The organism is Allobosea sp. CS1GBMeth4 (assembly GCF_900185715.1).
Lineage (GTDB): Bacteria > Pseudomonadota > Alphaproteobacteria > Rhizobiales > Beijerinckiaceae > Allobosea.
The window spans coordinates 1-12904 of the sequence record NZ_FYAS01000007.1 but is presented as its reverse complement, the minus strand read 5'-3'; the positions used below and the strand labels follow the sequence as shown (position 1 = coordinate 12904).

Below are 12904 nucleotides of genomic sequence, written 5' to 3'. Positions count from 1 at the left end.
CTCTCTTTGGTCAGTCGGCGGTCGTCAGGACCACGCCTTCATTCGGCCGCAGGAGCAAAGTGCCGTCCTGCGCCGGCACCGAATCGGCGAGCGTCGATAGAAGGGGGCGGCAACCATGCGCCCAGTCCGGCAAAGCCAGGCGTTGCGGTCGCGCCCCAAGATTGAGCGCCACGATCAGGCGCTCCGCACCGTGTCGGCGCTCATAGGCGAGCATGTCGTCCTCGGCATCCAGTAGCGCGAAATCGCCGATCGCCAGTGCGGGATGGGTGCGCCGGGCCGCGAGCAGCCGGCGATGCAGTGCCAGCATCGAGCCGGGCTCGGCCGATTGGCGCGCCACGTTCCGTGCCGGCCAATCGGCGTTGAGCGGCAGCCAGGGCGCGGCGGTGCTGAAGCCGGCATGCGCGCTGTCGTCCCACGGCATCGGCGTGCGGACCGGATCGCGCCCGAGGCCCTTGCCGGGCTGGCGCAGCTCGCGCGGATCCTGGACCTGACCGGGCGGGATCGGCACATCGCTCAGGCCGAGTTCGTCGCCATAATAGAGGGTAGGCGTGCCGCGCAGGGTCAGTAGCAGCATTGCCGCCACCCGGGCCTGGCTTTCCCCAAGCCTGGTCGCGACGCGCGGTCGGTCATGATTGCCGAGGACCCAGTTCGGCCACGCGCCCGGCGGCAGCGCCGCCTCGTAGGCGGCGATGAGCACAGCCAGCGAGCGTGCCTGCCAGGGCGTCTCGATGAGCTGGAAATTGCCGGGCAGATGCACGCCGGGCCGATCCTCGCCGTAATAGCGCATCAGCCGCTCGACCGGCAGATAGATCTCCCCGATCAGCAGGCGCTCGCCCTGTCCCGCTGCCCGATAGTCTTCGGCAAGAGCGCGCATGCGGGCCGCGATGCCATGGACCTCGGGCTGGTCGGTCGAACGCAGCTGGAGCAGGCGGTCCATCTCGCCGAGCGCTGGCGTGTAGGCCGAGTTCGGCGGATTGTCCGGGAAATCGGCCGCCTTGATCAGGTGCCAGAGCACGTCGATGCGGAAGCCGTCGACCCCGCGGTTGAGCCAGAAGCGCATCACATCGTGCATCACCCCTTGCACAGTCGGATTGCGCCAGTTGAGGTCCGGCTGCTGCTTCAGGAAGGCATGGTAGTAATACTGGCCGCTGGCCTCGTCCCATTCCCAGGCCGATCCCCCGAAATCGCTGATCCAGTTGTTGGGCGGCCCGCCTCCGGGGGCAGGGTCGCGCCAGAGATACCAGTCCCGTTTCGGACTGCTGCGCGAGGAGCGGCTCTCGGCAAACCAGGGATGCCGGTCGGAGGTATGGTTCGGTACGAAATCGAGCAGGACCTTGAGCCCGCGTGCATGGGCCTGCGCCAACAGGTCGTCGACATCGGCGAGCGTGCCGAAGCGCGGATCGACGTCGCAGTAGTCGGAAACATCGTAGCCGAAATCGGCCATCGGCGACGGATAGATCGGCGACATCCAGATCGCATCGACGCCGAGTTCGGCGAGATAGCTCAGCCGCTTCGTGATGCCCCGGAGGTCGCCGATCCCATCGCCGTTGCTGTCCTGGAACGAGCGCAGGTAAATTTGGTAGATCACGCCGCTCTGCCACCATGACGCGGGCATCATTGCGTCACCGCGCTCGGCCGGGACACAACGGCCTCGTATCCGAGCAGGTTCGACGCAAACCGGAACAAAGGCCTTGCGGCGACGGTTCGGTCGTCATGGCCAATCCCCGCAAGGTCCCGTCGATCCGTCACGATCCTGACCCGCAGACAGGCAACCCGCCGATCACCGACCACGACATGGAGCTGTCGCTGCCGGCGGATGCTCCGCGCAACGTCGTTCGCAAGCGGCAGCAGCGGGCCGCGCGCTCGCTGGCAGGCCGGCATATCGATGCGGCGCTTTCCCAGCTCCCAATCTCCGACCAGGCGAAGGCGTCGCGCAAGGCGAAGCTGATCGAGCTGCCAGACGAGACCCCGATCAAAAGGCTCGCGAAGCGATCCAGGCCCGGCCCGCCCTAGCCCGCCTCTGCGCGTTGCCGGGCGGATGTGCTCAATCATCGACGCCGGGACGCGATTCTTCCGAAACCCGTCGGCAGGTTCCCCGGGTAAAGCGCTCGATCTCGGCCAGCGCGGCATCGAGCGACCCAAATGGGCCTCGCCGCATGGCCTGCATCGTCTCGATCGCCTGGCCGGCAGGGTAGATCATGAATTCGCCCTCCGCCCGGTCCTCGATATATCCCATCGTCCGGCCAAGCAGGTCGGTCAGCAGCCAGGCCGTTCCATCGGGCTTTCGCGTCACGTCGATGTCCAAGCGATCTCCGTTCGTCAGGGCCCGCATCTGGCGGGCTCAAGGGGCGGGCTTCAGCCAGCCGGGGCAGAGGTCCGGGTGGTCGAGCCCCGAGCAGTGGCGCCCGTCAGACAGGCCGTTTGCGCTTGGGCACCAGTGGCGCCAATGCCGCAGCGTCGCGGTCAGCCGCCTCCTTCTGCAGCCGCAAGGCCCTCAGACGCGCCGTGTTGGCGTCGCGCGCCTGATTGATGGCCGCCGTTTCGGACAGCAGGCGATTGCGCGACATTGATCGAGTTTGCGTTCTCAGGAACGCGGCATCTGCGGTCACGCGGGATTTCGAGTTCTCAGCCAAGTGTTTCCTCCGAAGTGGATGGGTTTGGAGCGGGATGCCGGCCACACAGCGAGCCTCACCCGATGCGGGTACGCGCCGATCGGGGGCCGTCCGAAACAATCTGGTCATGGCCGATCGCCCGCTCATGGCCGTCGGCGCCGCGAACGCGGTATTCGCGCTCGCCGCTCGCCCGCGTCGGCATGATCCGCACGATCTCGTAGTCTCCGGCACCGGACTGATCGGCGAAGCCGAAGGACAGCCGGACCACGTCTCCCGGCGCGATCGAGCGGTGGGTCGTGGGCTTATCTTGGCTCATGTTCGTGCTCCTTCTCAGGGAAGGCGCCCTGCCGCAGATCAAGCGTTTCGTCGGCGGTGACCGGGCTCAGGGCCTGCAGCAGCGCCTCGATCCTGATCGTCGCGAAATTGCAGTAGGTGTCGGAGACCGCATAGGGCAGGACGATCTGGTTCCCATGGCGCATCGCACCGCAGGTGTAGACGACGTTGGGAACATAGCCTTCGCGCTCGGACGGCTCCGGCCGGACCAGGGGCTCGCGTGAGCGCGCCAGCACCTTCGACGGATCCCGTTTGTGGAGCAGGACGGCGCCGATCGCATAGCGCCGCACCGGCCCGACGCCATGGGTGAACAAGAGCCAGCCCTCGTCGAGCTCGATCGGCGAGCCGCAGGTCCCGATCTGGATGAACTCCCAAGGATATTGCGGCTTCAGGATCGCGACGCCGCCATCCCAGTTCATCAGATCGTCGGAATAGACGAGATAGAGATTCTCGTTGTCCTGCCGTGCGATCATGGCGTAGCGCCCGTCGATCTTGCGCGGGAACAGCGCCATACCCTTGTTCACGGCAGCGCTGCCTCGTAGCGGCGACATCCGGAACGACAGGAAGTCGGTGGTCTCGATCAGCTCGGAGCGTATCCCCCTGCCGTTATAGGCCGTGTAGGTCGCGCGGAACACGCTTCGCCCGTCCTCGTCGAACTCGACGAAACGCGCATCCTCGATCCCGTTCGAATGCGAGGCCGTGATCGGAAAGATCACCCGCTCGCTGATGTCACCGTCCGGGGAGAACGCCACCTCGACGTCGTCGCCATCGAGGCGCGCCATGCGATTGCGGAAGGTCGCGATCGTGGCGAGGCGCGAGGTCGGATCGACGCTCAGGCTGCCGTCGGCGGCGATCGTCCCGGAGCGGAAGGTCAGGGACGAGATATGCCCCTCGCCGACCGCGCGCAGGCTGAGGACGAAGCGCCGCCCGCCCGGCGGCGCGCCCGACTGGTCGGGGTGCGAGACGATGCTCGGATTGAACAGCGCCGCCGCCTCGAACGAATACTCGTGCAGGAAATAGGATCCGACGAGCTGGCGCTGCGTGTTGCTGAATTCGCGGTGCGTCGTGAACACCTCCTCCATTTCCTCGGCGCGCGCCTCGAAGCGCTCCAGCAGGTTCCGGTGCCGGCCGTTGAAGTTCTCCAGCACCTCGGCGAGCTGGCTTGCCGCCGCATCTCGGCTCAGCCCCATCACGCGCGCGACGATGTGGTTCGCGCGCAGCTTGTCGGTCGGGTTCATGTCGCGCGGATCGGGCGCGGGCCCAAAACGGCGCACCACGACCCGAGCGGGATCGGGATGCAGGTGCAGAGCCTGCCGGTTCAGGAAGGTGGCTTGCGGCAAGGCGGCCCCAGTTCGGTTTGTGCGGATCGCCGGAGGCTCAGGCGTGCAAAACCCGAAGCGGCGCCAGTTTCGGGCGGTCCCCGCTCATGCGGGAGAGCTGGCGAATCTCGGCCAGGCTGAGAAGGTAGGATACCACGGATTCGCCACCGCGGTTCTCATTGGGCCGATCACGGTGAAGACCATCGCGGCAGGCGCCGGTTTCGAGGTCGACCAGCGGTGTCGACAGATCGTTCTCGCCCATGAACCAGGCGAAGGCGCGCATCGCTTCCGCCCGCCATTGCGCGTCGCCATCGGCGCGCCAGGCGGCCAGGCAGGCCGAGATCGTCGCCGTGGCCTCCAGAGGTTGCTGGTCGAACGCCTTCGGCGGGCTGAGCCTGTCGCCGAAGCTCTCCGAGCCCACCGGCCGGAACAGGCCGGCAGGCGTGCTCTGCACCCCGACCAGCCAGCGCAGCGAACGCAGGCCGGCCTCGACATAGGCGGGAATCTGCATCGAAAGCCCGGTCGCGATCAGAGCCTGCGGCAATCGGGCATTGTCGTAGGAGAGGCCTTCCTCGAACCAGACCCAGTCCGGCGTCTCGACCGTAGACAGCAAAGCGAGCAGACGGTCTGCCAGCAGGGAGCGCAGCTGGATGGTGGAGGATGGCGCCGCGATCACGGCGCAATAGGCGTCGAGGCCGACCAGGGCAAAACCCCAGGCACGGGGCGAGCTGAAGCTCTCGACCGCGGGCAGCGCTTCGGCGAACAGCGCGGCCGCCCAGCGCCGCTGTGATGGGCTGGTGCCGCTGCGGGCGCATTCGCCGAGAGCCCAGAGCGTCCTGCCATGGCTGTCCTCCGAGCCGACCTCCTCGAGCCAGCGTCGATCGAAGCCCATGAAGTTGCGGAAGCGCTGCGCCTGCGGATTCCAGGCATGCTGGAGGAAGGAGGCGAACCGCGCCGTCAGAGGCTCGGGCAGGTGCTGCTCGCCGGCGCTGCCGAGAAGGCAGGACAGCAGCAGCGCCCGAGCGTTGTCGTCGACGCAGTAGCCATGCGCACGATCCGGCACGGAATGGACGGCGTGCTGGAACAATCCAGTGTCGTCGCACAGGCAGTGGAGGTGATCCGTCCGCAGCTCCGGCGGCGCGGAAAGCTGAAGGGATGGTCTTGCCTGTGCCGTCCCGGCAATCACGTTCAGCAAACGGCTACGCCGCGCCGCCTCGAATGTGGCGAGATAGCGCTTTGCGGTCTGCTCCCAGGTCATGGAGCGGCTGCTGGCATAGGCGCGCCGGCGCATGGCCTGTCGCCTGGCCGCATCGGTCAGCAATCCCGCGATCTCGTTGCCGGTTGCGACGACATCGCTGAACGGCACCAGCACGCCGCGGCCATCGGCGAGCAGTTCCTGGGCATGCCAGTAGGGCGTCGAGACGACCGCTTTGCCGAGTCCGAAGCTGTAGGCCAGCGTGCCCGAGGTCATCTGCGCCTCATTGAGGTAAGGCGTGACGTAGACGTCGCACATCGCGATGAAGCCGAGCAGCGTCTCGCGATCGACGAACTGATCGAGGAAGACGACATGATCCTCGATGCCGAGTTCATGGACGCGCTTCTGCAGGCCGATGCGATAGGCTTCGCCCTGCTCGCGGACGAGATGGGGGTGGGTGGCTCCCAGGACGACATAGATGGCATCGGGCCTGCGTCTCAGGATCGACGGCATCGCATCGATCATCACCTCGATGCCCTTGTTGGGCGAGAGCAAGCCGAAAGTCAGGATCACCGAGCGGCCGGCGAAGCCGAGCCTGGCCTTGGCCTCGTCGGGCTCGACGAAAGCGAAATCGGGGATGCCGTGCGCGATCACCTCGATCTTGTCGGCGGGTAGCCGATAGATGGTGCGGAGCATGTCGCGCCCCTTCTCCGCCATGACGACGACGCGGGACGAGGCGTCGACGATGCGCTCCATGACGCCGCGCTGCGCCGGACTCGGTTTCGACAGGACGGTGTGAAGCGTGGTGACGACCGGCATGGTCAGCCGTGGCAACAATCCGGCGATATGCGCGCCCGCTTCGCCGCCGAAGATGCCGAATTCGTGTTGCAGCGAGACAACGTCGAACCGGCCCTGGTTCAGGAAGTCGGCGGCGCGTGCATAGTCCTCTACTCGGTCATCGCGGATCTGGAACCCGACAGAGCCCGGATAGTCGTAGCCATCGCTATCGTTCATCGCCACGATCGAGGTCGCCAGACCAGAGGCCGACGCCTCGACCGCCTGCTGCAGATCCGTGGTGAAGGTCGCGATGCCGCAGCGACGCGGCAGCGAGTTGCCGATGAAGGCAATCCGGTGAAGTGCAGTCATGCTCGTGCCTCTGTGGCTGGAATCTGCACATTCGCCCGCGCGGCGAGCAGCAGAGGGTGGTTGATCGTGCTGGGGGCCGGGGTGGTCGCATTTCGGACTGCGATCGGCCGCAGAAGATCATGGTCGGGTAAGGCGGCGTCATAGGCGACCAGGCAGGTCAGGCCGGTTCGCCCGGCGGCGAGATGCGTGGTCTGCGCCTGCACGAAGCAGCCTTCGCCCATTTGCGCCCGCCACGGCCCGACCCGGCCCTCTCCGGCGATCACCAGCAGCCAGGTCTCGGCCTGCGCGCGCAGTTCCCATAGGGATTCCGGCGCAAGCTCGAAGCGCTCAAGTGTGAAGAATGCGGTCGCGAGGAGCAGCGTCCTGGCATCGCTTAGGCGTCGCGCCGGCACCTGCTTTGCGGCCGGCCCGGCACGGGCGCTGGCAACACCGTGCTCGATATGGAGCTCGCGCTGGCGCCCATGATCGAACAGGCGGAACGTCGTATCGCTGCGCTGCTGGATCTCCGCAAGGACGAGGCCTGGACCGATCGCGTGGATCGTCCCCGCCGGCACGAAGATCACATCTCCCGCCGCGGCCGTTCGCCAGAGCATGCGTTCGGCGATCGAGCCGTCCTCGATCGAGCCGCGCAATTGCGCCTGCGAGAGCGACGACTGCAGGCCGAGCGCCACCACGGCGCCGGGCTCGGCAGCAAGCACGTACCAGGCTTCAGTCTTGCCGCGCGCAAGCCCCATCGCATGGGCTGCGTCGTCATCCGGATGCACCTGGATCGACAGCGCCTCGCAGGTGAACAGCAGCTTGAGGAGCAAAGCGGGTTCAAGAGCCGAATCCTGGCGTTGCAGCCAGATTTCGCCGATGGCGACGTCGGGATGATCGATACCGCTCCACGGCAGGAGATCGTATGCCCCCCAAGGTTTCGGCACGGCCTGCAAGCGAGCCAATTCGAGGGGCATGGCGAACTCCAAAATCGCCGGGCTTCAATGGTTCGACGGGATTGTCGAACGACGCTGCGGCGGGGCCGGCAAGGCATGGATGTCGGCGAGAGAACCGCGGAGGAGGGCGTGCCAGGGAGAGCCCGGCCGCTTGCGGTCGGCAATTTCAAGACCGACTGATTACGCCCAGATATGGGATGAACTTCAATTAAAACAAGCTAATAAAGATATTTATCTTACAAAAGCGCAGACATATACAATTTTCATCGGATATTTTTCCAATTATGGGTTCAGATAAAACCTTGGGTGCGCGTGGGTAATTTACAAAATTTTGGAATTTTTACCATTTATTATTTTCATTAATCTGGCGATTAAGAAGGTGAATCCCCATATCATGGAGGCTTGCCCCGCGAGCGGCACACGGATGCGACCGAGTTGGCGACCCGTCACGCCGGGCATGCGCGGTGTTTCACCCCTGATGCAGAAGGATTCGAACCATGGCTCGTTTGATCACGAAGACAGGACAACGGGCCGAGATGATCTGCGACATGTCGAAAGAGAGATCGGGCAAGCTCATCTGCGACCCGAGCATGTTGGCCCTTGCCGACCTTCAAGGCGACCTGATGCTCGAGACTGATGACGGCGCACGGTGCCATATCAGGATCACGTCGATCGGCGCGGACCATCTGACATTTGCCGGACGTGTGATTGAACGCGCCTGAGTCGGATTTTCGAGGGCTGGATTCTTAGCCCGGCCGATGATCGAGCCATGGAGCGGTTCGGCAAACGGGACGAGGCGGCGCCCTCTGGCGAGCCTGGTAGACATGCTGTCAGAAGCGCAGGCTCCAGATGGCATCGGTAATGCGAGGGCCGTGCCTATTCCCCACAGCAGAATTTCGGAGCCCGCAATGACCAGCGTCATGCCGCACTGGAACTCATACAGGATTTGGCTTTTGAGCAGATATCCGATCTGGCTGGCCTATGGCGGGCTGACTGCGGCCATGGCGCTGGCTTTCGCGATTGTATCGTATTGACCCGCGTTGATCGCCAAAGCGTAGAGGCCGAAGCGGCCTCCACCTACTATGCTCCCGCACCCGTCGGTTCGGCGCTGACTTATGGCCTGATCAGCGTCTGCCTTTTTGCAGTGGCCCTGTGGGGGCTCGGAAAATTCTACAGCATCGACCTTCTTGCGTATGCAGCGCCGCTTGCCGTCAGCGCCTTGCTACCATTCGTATTCGGTCTGTGGCTGAGGCGAAGGCGGAAACGTCGTCACATGCGCGTTCACTCGGTGGAGCCAGGGAAGTCGATAGCTCCGATGTGAGCCGCCACTAGCAGCAAACATCGACTACCTTTCGCATCAGCACGATTGTCTGTTCAGCTAGCAACCTGATTGCGAAGGTCTGCCTCGGGGCAATGAGCCAATGTCTGCAATTGGCGCAACGCGGCCGGGAGGCTCTGCCTGCTTCAAACGACCTCGCAGAAGCCGGATCAGAATCGCAGCTCGAGCCTGCCTTTGAGGATGTGGCTGCGCTCGCCGACGACGCGGAGTACGTCATCCGACGTACCGCCGGCCGATCCGAACGAGGTGTCGTTGCAGATGATCAGCGTGGCATTCTGGCTGTCGTAAGCCAGCGACGCCGTCAGGAGGACAAGGTTCGAGGTCACCGTCGAGGATTGGCCACTGACCCGCCGCTCGCAGTCGGGATGGTGTAGCCCGTCGCCGCCGAGCAGCTGCGGTTCTCGGCGAGAACCTGGACGGTGCCAACCCGGCTTGGCGCCGATCCCAGGACCGCCCGCGCCGTCCCTGCGCCCGGAACGGCTTCAACCGGGGCCGGATCGTTTTCCACCGACGGAACAGCCCTTCCGGCTCACGACCAGAATTATCCCCCGCGTGTTGCTCGGCCGGTCCACACCGTATCGCCCTTGCTCGACACGGTCAGTTGGAAGGCCGGTGCGAATCATCTGTATTGCGGACCGGATCCTCGCTCCCCTGCGCCGTTGCCCAGCCTGCACAGGGGTTAACGACTCGTTAACCAATGTTAATCGATGGTCAATGCATGACGGCGCACAGCAACCGCCTCCGGCGACAATGACGATTCATCGCCGAATGACAATCGCGGCCCGCGAGGGTCTTGTGGTTTTGTCCGCGCGAAGGACGATTCTGCTATGGGTCGCGGCCTCAGCCCTCTTCCTGGCCGGCTGCGGCGAGCAGCGCCTGTCGGAAAGCGAGCTCAGCTTCTCCAGCCGCGCCATCGCCGTCGATCCGAGCCGGGCACTCGTCGTCCTGCCGCCCGGCAGCCCGGCAGTGATCGGCGTCACCCAGCGCAATTACGACAACGCCGTTGCGCAGACGATCGCGCTGTCGACGCGCGGCCGCACCCCCGGCGAGAACGCGATCCAGGTCGCCTTCTTCACCGCGGAGGACCTGCCGGACAGCGCCGGGGTCGAGGGCAACCTGCTCAAGCTGCCGGGGATCGACGACTTCGCCGTCGCGCAGGACATGGAAGGGCGGCTGCCCGGCGTCGCCATGGCGCTGTCGGCAGTCTTTGTCCAGAACAAATACGGGCCGTTCGGCTATGCCTTCGGCCGCGGCGCCGGGGGCGAAGCCTGCCTCTATGCCTGGCAGCGCATTGCCGCCGGCGACAGCCTCTTCCGGCCGAAATCCGGCGCGGTCTCGGTCCGCATGCGCATTTGCGATCCGATGGCGAGCGAAGCCTCGCTGCTGCGCCTTGCCTACGAATATTCGCTCAACGCCTCGCTGCGACGCAGCGGATGGGATCCCGTCGGCGACGCGCCGGCGCCTGACCCGGGCCTCGGAAAGGCGGGCGCACCGATCTACCCGCTGCCGCAGGCTTCGGCTCCCGAAACCGCAGTCCCCCGACGCGCCGCACGGCCGCGACCGGCGCGGGTTCCGCAGGCCGAAACCATCGATCCCCCCGCCGCGCGGCCGGTCCCGGACAGGCCGCTGGAGGGATACCCCACCGTTCCACCGCCGCCCACGCCCTGAGGAGGCCGAGCGCCCCGAAAGCCGATGCGAACCGCGAGCTACGTCATCTTCTGGGCCATCGCCACGGCCGTGGTCGTCGCGCTGATCACGCTGCCGATCAGCTTGCAGGCGCATCTGATCGCCGGAACGATTGTGGTCGGGGCGATGGTCCTGCTCAAGTTCCTGCGCCCCTACGGCGTCTGGCGCCTGATCGCGCTCGGCCTCGGCACCGCGATGGTGCTGCGCTATGTCTATTGGCGCACGACGAGCACGCTGCCGTCCGTCAACCAGCTCGAGGACTTCATTCCCGGGCTGATCCTGTATCTCGCCGAAATCTACAATATCGGCATGCTGTTCCTCAGCCTGTTCGTGGTGGCGATGCCGCTGCCGCGGCGCGAGCGCGCCCCGCCGATCCCCGCTGACGCTCCGACGGTCGATGTCTTCGTCCCCTCCTACAACGAGGAGCCCGAGTTGCTGGCGACGACGCTGTCGGCCGCGCTGGCCATGGACTATCCCGCCGGTCGGCTCACCGTCTACCTGCTCGACGATGGCGGCACCGACGAGAAGTGCAATGCCGACAACTTCGTCGCAGCCAGCGCGGCGCGGGAGCGGCGGGGGCAGCTGCAGGCGCTCTGCGACGGACTCGGCGTCACCTATCTCACGCGCGAGCGCAATCTCAGCGCCAAGGCGGGCAACCTCAACAACGGCCTCGCCCACTCCACGGGCGAGCTCGTCGTCGTCTTCGATGCGGATCATGCGCCGGCGCGCAGCTTCCTCACCGAGACCGTCGGCCATTTCGCGCAGGATCCCAAGCTGTTCCTGGTCCAGACACCGCACTTCTTCATCAACCCGGATCCGCTGGAGCGCAATCTCAAGACCTTCAAGACGATGCCGTCCGAGAACGAGATGTTCTACGGCATCATTCAACGCGGCCTCGACAAGTGGAACGCCTCGTTCTTCTGCGGCTCGGCCGCGGTGCTGCGCCGCGCGGCCTTGCAGACCACCAGCGGCTTCTCCGGCCGGAGCATCACGGAGGATGCGGAGACCGCGATCACCCTGCACGCCGCGGGCTGGAACAGCATCTATGTCGACAAGCCGCTGATCGCGGGACTGCAGCCGGCGACCTTCGCAAGCTTCATCGGCCAGCGCTCGCGCTGGGCGCAGGGCATGATGCAGATCCTCGTCTACCATCGCCCGATGCTGAAAGGCGGCCTCTCGCTGCCGCAGCGCCTGTGCTACTCGTCCTCGGCCCTGTTCTGGCTGTTCCCCTTCGTGCGCCTGACCTTCCTGGTCGCGCCGCTCTGTTACCTCTTCTTCGGCCTGGAGATCTTCACCGCCTCGGGCGCCGAGTTCATCGCCTATGTGTTCAGCTACATGGCGGTGAACCTGATGATGCAGAACTATCTCTATGGCCGCTATCGCTGGCCGTGGATCTCCGAGCTCTACGAGTTCATCCAGTCAGTCTACCTGCTGCCGGCCGTGATGTCTGTGCTCGTCAATCCCGGCAAGCCGACCTTCAAAGTCACCGCCAAGACCGAGGAGCTGGAGACCAGGCGCGTCTCCGAGCTCGGCCTGCCCTTCTTCATCATCTTCGCCGTGTTGGCGGCCGGCGTCGCCGCCACCTATTGGCGCACCATCACCCAGCCCTACAGCGCCGACACCACGCTCGTGGTCGGGCTGTGGAACATCCTCAACCTGCTGATGGCTGGCTGCGCCCTCGGCGTCGTGTCGGAACGGCCGGAAGGCCGCGGCGCCCGGCGCTTCCCGGTGAAGCGCCGCGGCGAGATCTGCATCGACGGCCGCAAGGCCCCGATCGTCACCGAGAACGTCTCCGTGGACGGCGCCGCCGTCCGGATCCTGTCCAAAGGCTTCGACAAGCTGCCGGTGAACAGCACCGGCAGCATCGCCTTCGAGACGTCGATCTCGATGCCGCAGGGGGCGCTCCCGGTGCGAGTCGCTCGCATTGCCTCGGACCAGAAGGGCCTGATCCTGGGCTGCCGTTACGAACCGAGCGAGCCGCTGCACAGCCGCATCATCGCCGACCTCGCCTTCTCCGACGCCGGCATCTGGAGCGCCTTCCAGACGGTGCGGCGCCAAAACATCGGTGTCGTCTACGGCACCTTGCGCTTCCTGCGCCTGGCGGTGTTCCAGACCAGCCGCGGCCTGTCCTATTTCTTCGGCCTCTCTCGCTTCGCCCGGTCCAGTCCTGCGCGGAGAGCGGCGGAATGAAGACGCGCTTCCTGCTCGCCCTTGCCGCGGCGGCGATCGTCACGAGCGTGTGGCCGGCCTCCGACCTCCGGGTGCAGGAGGCGCAGCCGACGCCGTCGCGCGAACCGGCCCCGTTCATGATCGCGCCGCCGGCCCGGCAGCCGCCGGCCCCC

12 protein-coding genes are annotated in these 12904 nt (G+C 65.7%); 4 read left to right on the top strand and 8 right to left on the bottom strand.

The genetic code is table 11. The features are described from left to right. Positions 1 to 10 precede the first annotated feature (10 nt). Entirely contained in the window at positions 11 to 1618 is a 1608-nt protein-coding gene (locus CS1GBM4_RS03385) for an alpha-amylase family glycosyl hydrolase (protein ID WP_186417286.1), read from the bottom strand. 95 nt (positions 1619 to 1713) lie between these two features. Between CS1GBM4_RS03385 and CS1GBM4_RS03380 the strand changes: the two genes are divergently transcribed. Then, positions 1714 to 2013 carry a hypothetical protein gene (locus CS1GBM4_RS03380; protein ID WP_186417285.1) on the top strand — a complete coding sequence of 100 codons (300 nt, stop codon included), beginning with the start codon at positions 1714 to 1716 and terminating at the stop codon, positions 2011 to 2013. Between the two features lie 31 nt (positions 2014 to 2044). Here the strand turns inward: CS1GBM4_RS03380 and CS1GBM4_RS03375 are convergent, their stop codons facing one another. The 6 genes from CS1GBM4_RS03375 to CS1GBM4_RS03350 form a co-directional block, all read right to left on the bottom strand. After that, a complete protein-coding gene (locus CS1GBM4_RS03375) occupies positions 2045 to 2305 on the bottom strand; it encodes a hypothetical protein (RefSeq protein WP_244607024.1) in 261 nt (86 codons plus the stop codon). Between the two features lie 103 nt (positions 2306 to 2408). Beyond that, a complete protein-coding gene (locus CS1GBM4_RS03370; protein WP_186417283.1) occupies positions 2409 to 2633 on the bottom strand; it encodes a hypothetical protein in 225 nt (74 codons plus the stop codon). Between the two features lie 55 nt (positions 2634 to 2688). Continuing rightward, complete coding sequence (locus tag CS1GBM4_RS03365; protein WP_186417282.1) at positions 2689 to 2928, bottom strand: hypothetical protein; 240 nt, start codon at positions 2926 to 2928, stop codon at positions 2689 to 2691. Further along, positions 2915 to 4285 carry a glycoside hydrolase family 130 protein gene (locus CS1GBM4_RS03360; RefSeq protein WP_186417281.1) on the bottom strand — a complete coding sequence of 457 codons (1371 nt, stop codon included), beginning with the start codon at positions 4283 to 4285 and terminating at the stop codon, positions 2915 to 2917. The genes CS1GBM4_RS03365 and CS1GBM4_RS03360 overlap by 14 nt, the downstream gene beginning before the upstream one ends. 37 nt (positions 4286 to 4322) lie before the next feature. Further along, complete coding sequence (locus CS1GBM4_RS03355) at positions 4323 to 6605, bottom strand: glycosyltransferase family 4 protein (RefSeq protein ID WP_186417280.1); 2283 nt, start codon at positions 6603 to 6605, stop codon at positions 4323 to 4325. Continuing rightward, positions 6602 to 7558 (bottom strand): class I mannose-6-phosphate isomerase, encoded by a 957-nt coding sequence (locus CS1GBM4_RS03350; RefSeq protein ID WP_186417279.1) that lies wholly within the window; start codon positions 7556 to 7558, stop codon positions 6602 to 6604. Before CS1GBM4_RS03350 ends, CS1GBM4_RS03355 begins: the two co-directional genes overlap by 4 nt. Before the next feature lie 476 nt (positions 7559 to 8034). On the opposite strand from CS1GBM4_RS03350, the gene CS1GBM4_RS03345 reads away from it, so the two are divergent. Further along, positions 8035 to 8259, top strand: coding sequence for a hypothetical protein (locus CS1GBM4_RS03345; protein ID WP_186417278.1), 225 nt, complete (start codon positions 8035 to 8037; stop codon positions 8257 to 8259). 766 nt (positions 8260 to 9025) lie between these two features. Here the strand turns inward: CS1GBM4_RS03345 and CS1GBM4_RS03340 are convergent. Next, complete coding sequence (locus CS1GBM4_RS03340; RefSeq protein WP_186417277.1) at positions 9026 to 9202, bottom strand: hypothetical protein; 177 nt, start codon at positions 9200 to 9202, stop codon at positions 9026 to 9028. Between the two features lie 286 nt (positions 9203 to 9488). Here CS1GBM4_RS03340 and bcsN point away from each other — a divergent pair, with 286 nt between their 5' ends. Further along, positions 9489 to 10544: a cellulose biosynthesis protein BcsN gene (gene bcsN / locus CS1GBM4_RS03335; RefSeq protein ID WP_186417276.1), complete on the top strand. Its 1056-nt coding sequence runs from the start codon at positions 9489 to 9491 to the stop codon at positions 10542 to 10544. Positions 10545 to 10568: 24 nt separating this feature from the next. Continuing rightward, positions 10569 to 12752: a UDP-forming cellulose synthase catalytic subunit gene (bcsA, locus tag CS1GBM4_RS03330; RefSeq protein ID WP_186417275.1), complete on the top strand. Its 2184-nt coding sequence runs from the start codon at positions 10569 to 10571 to the stop codon at positions 12750 to 12752. Positions 12753 to 12904: the final 152 nt, after the last annotated feature.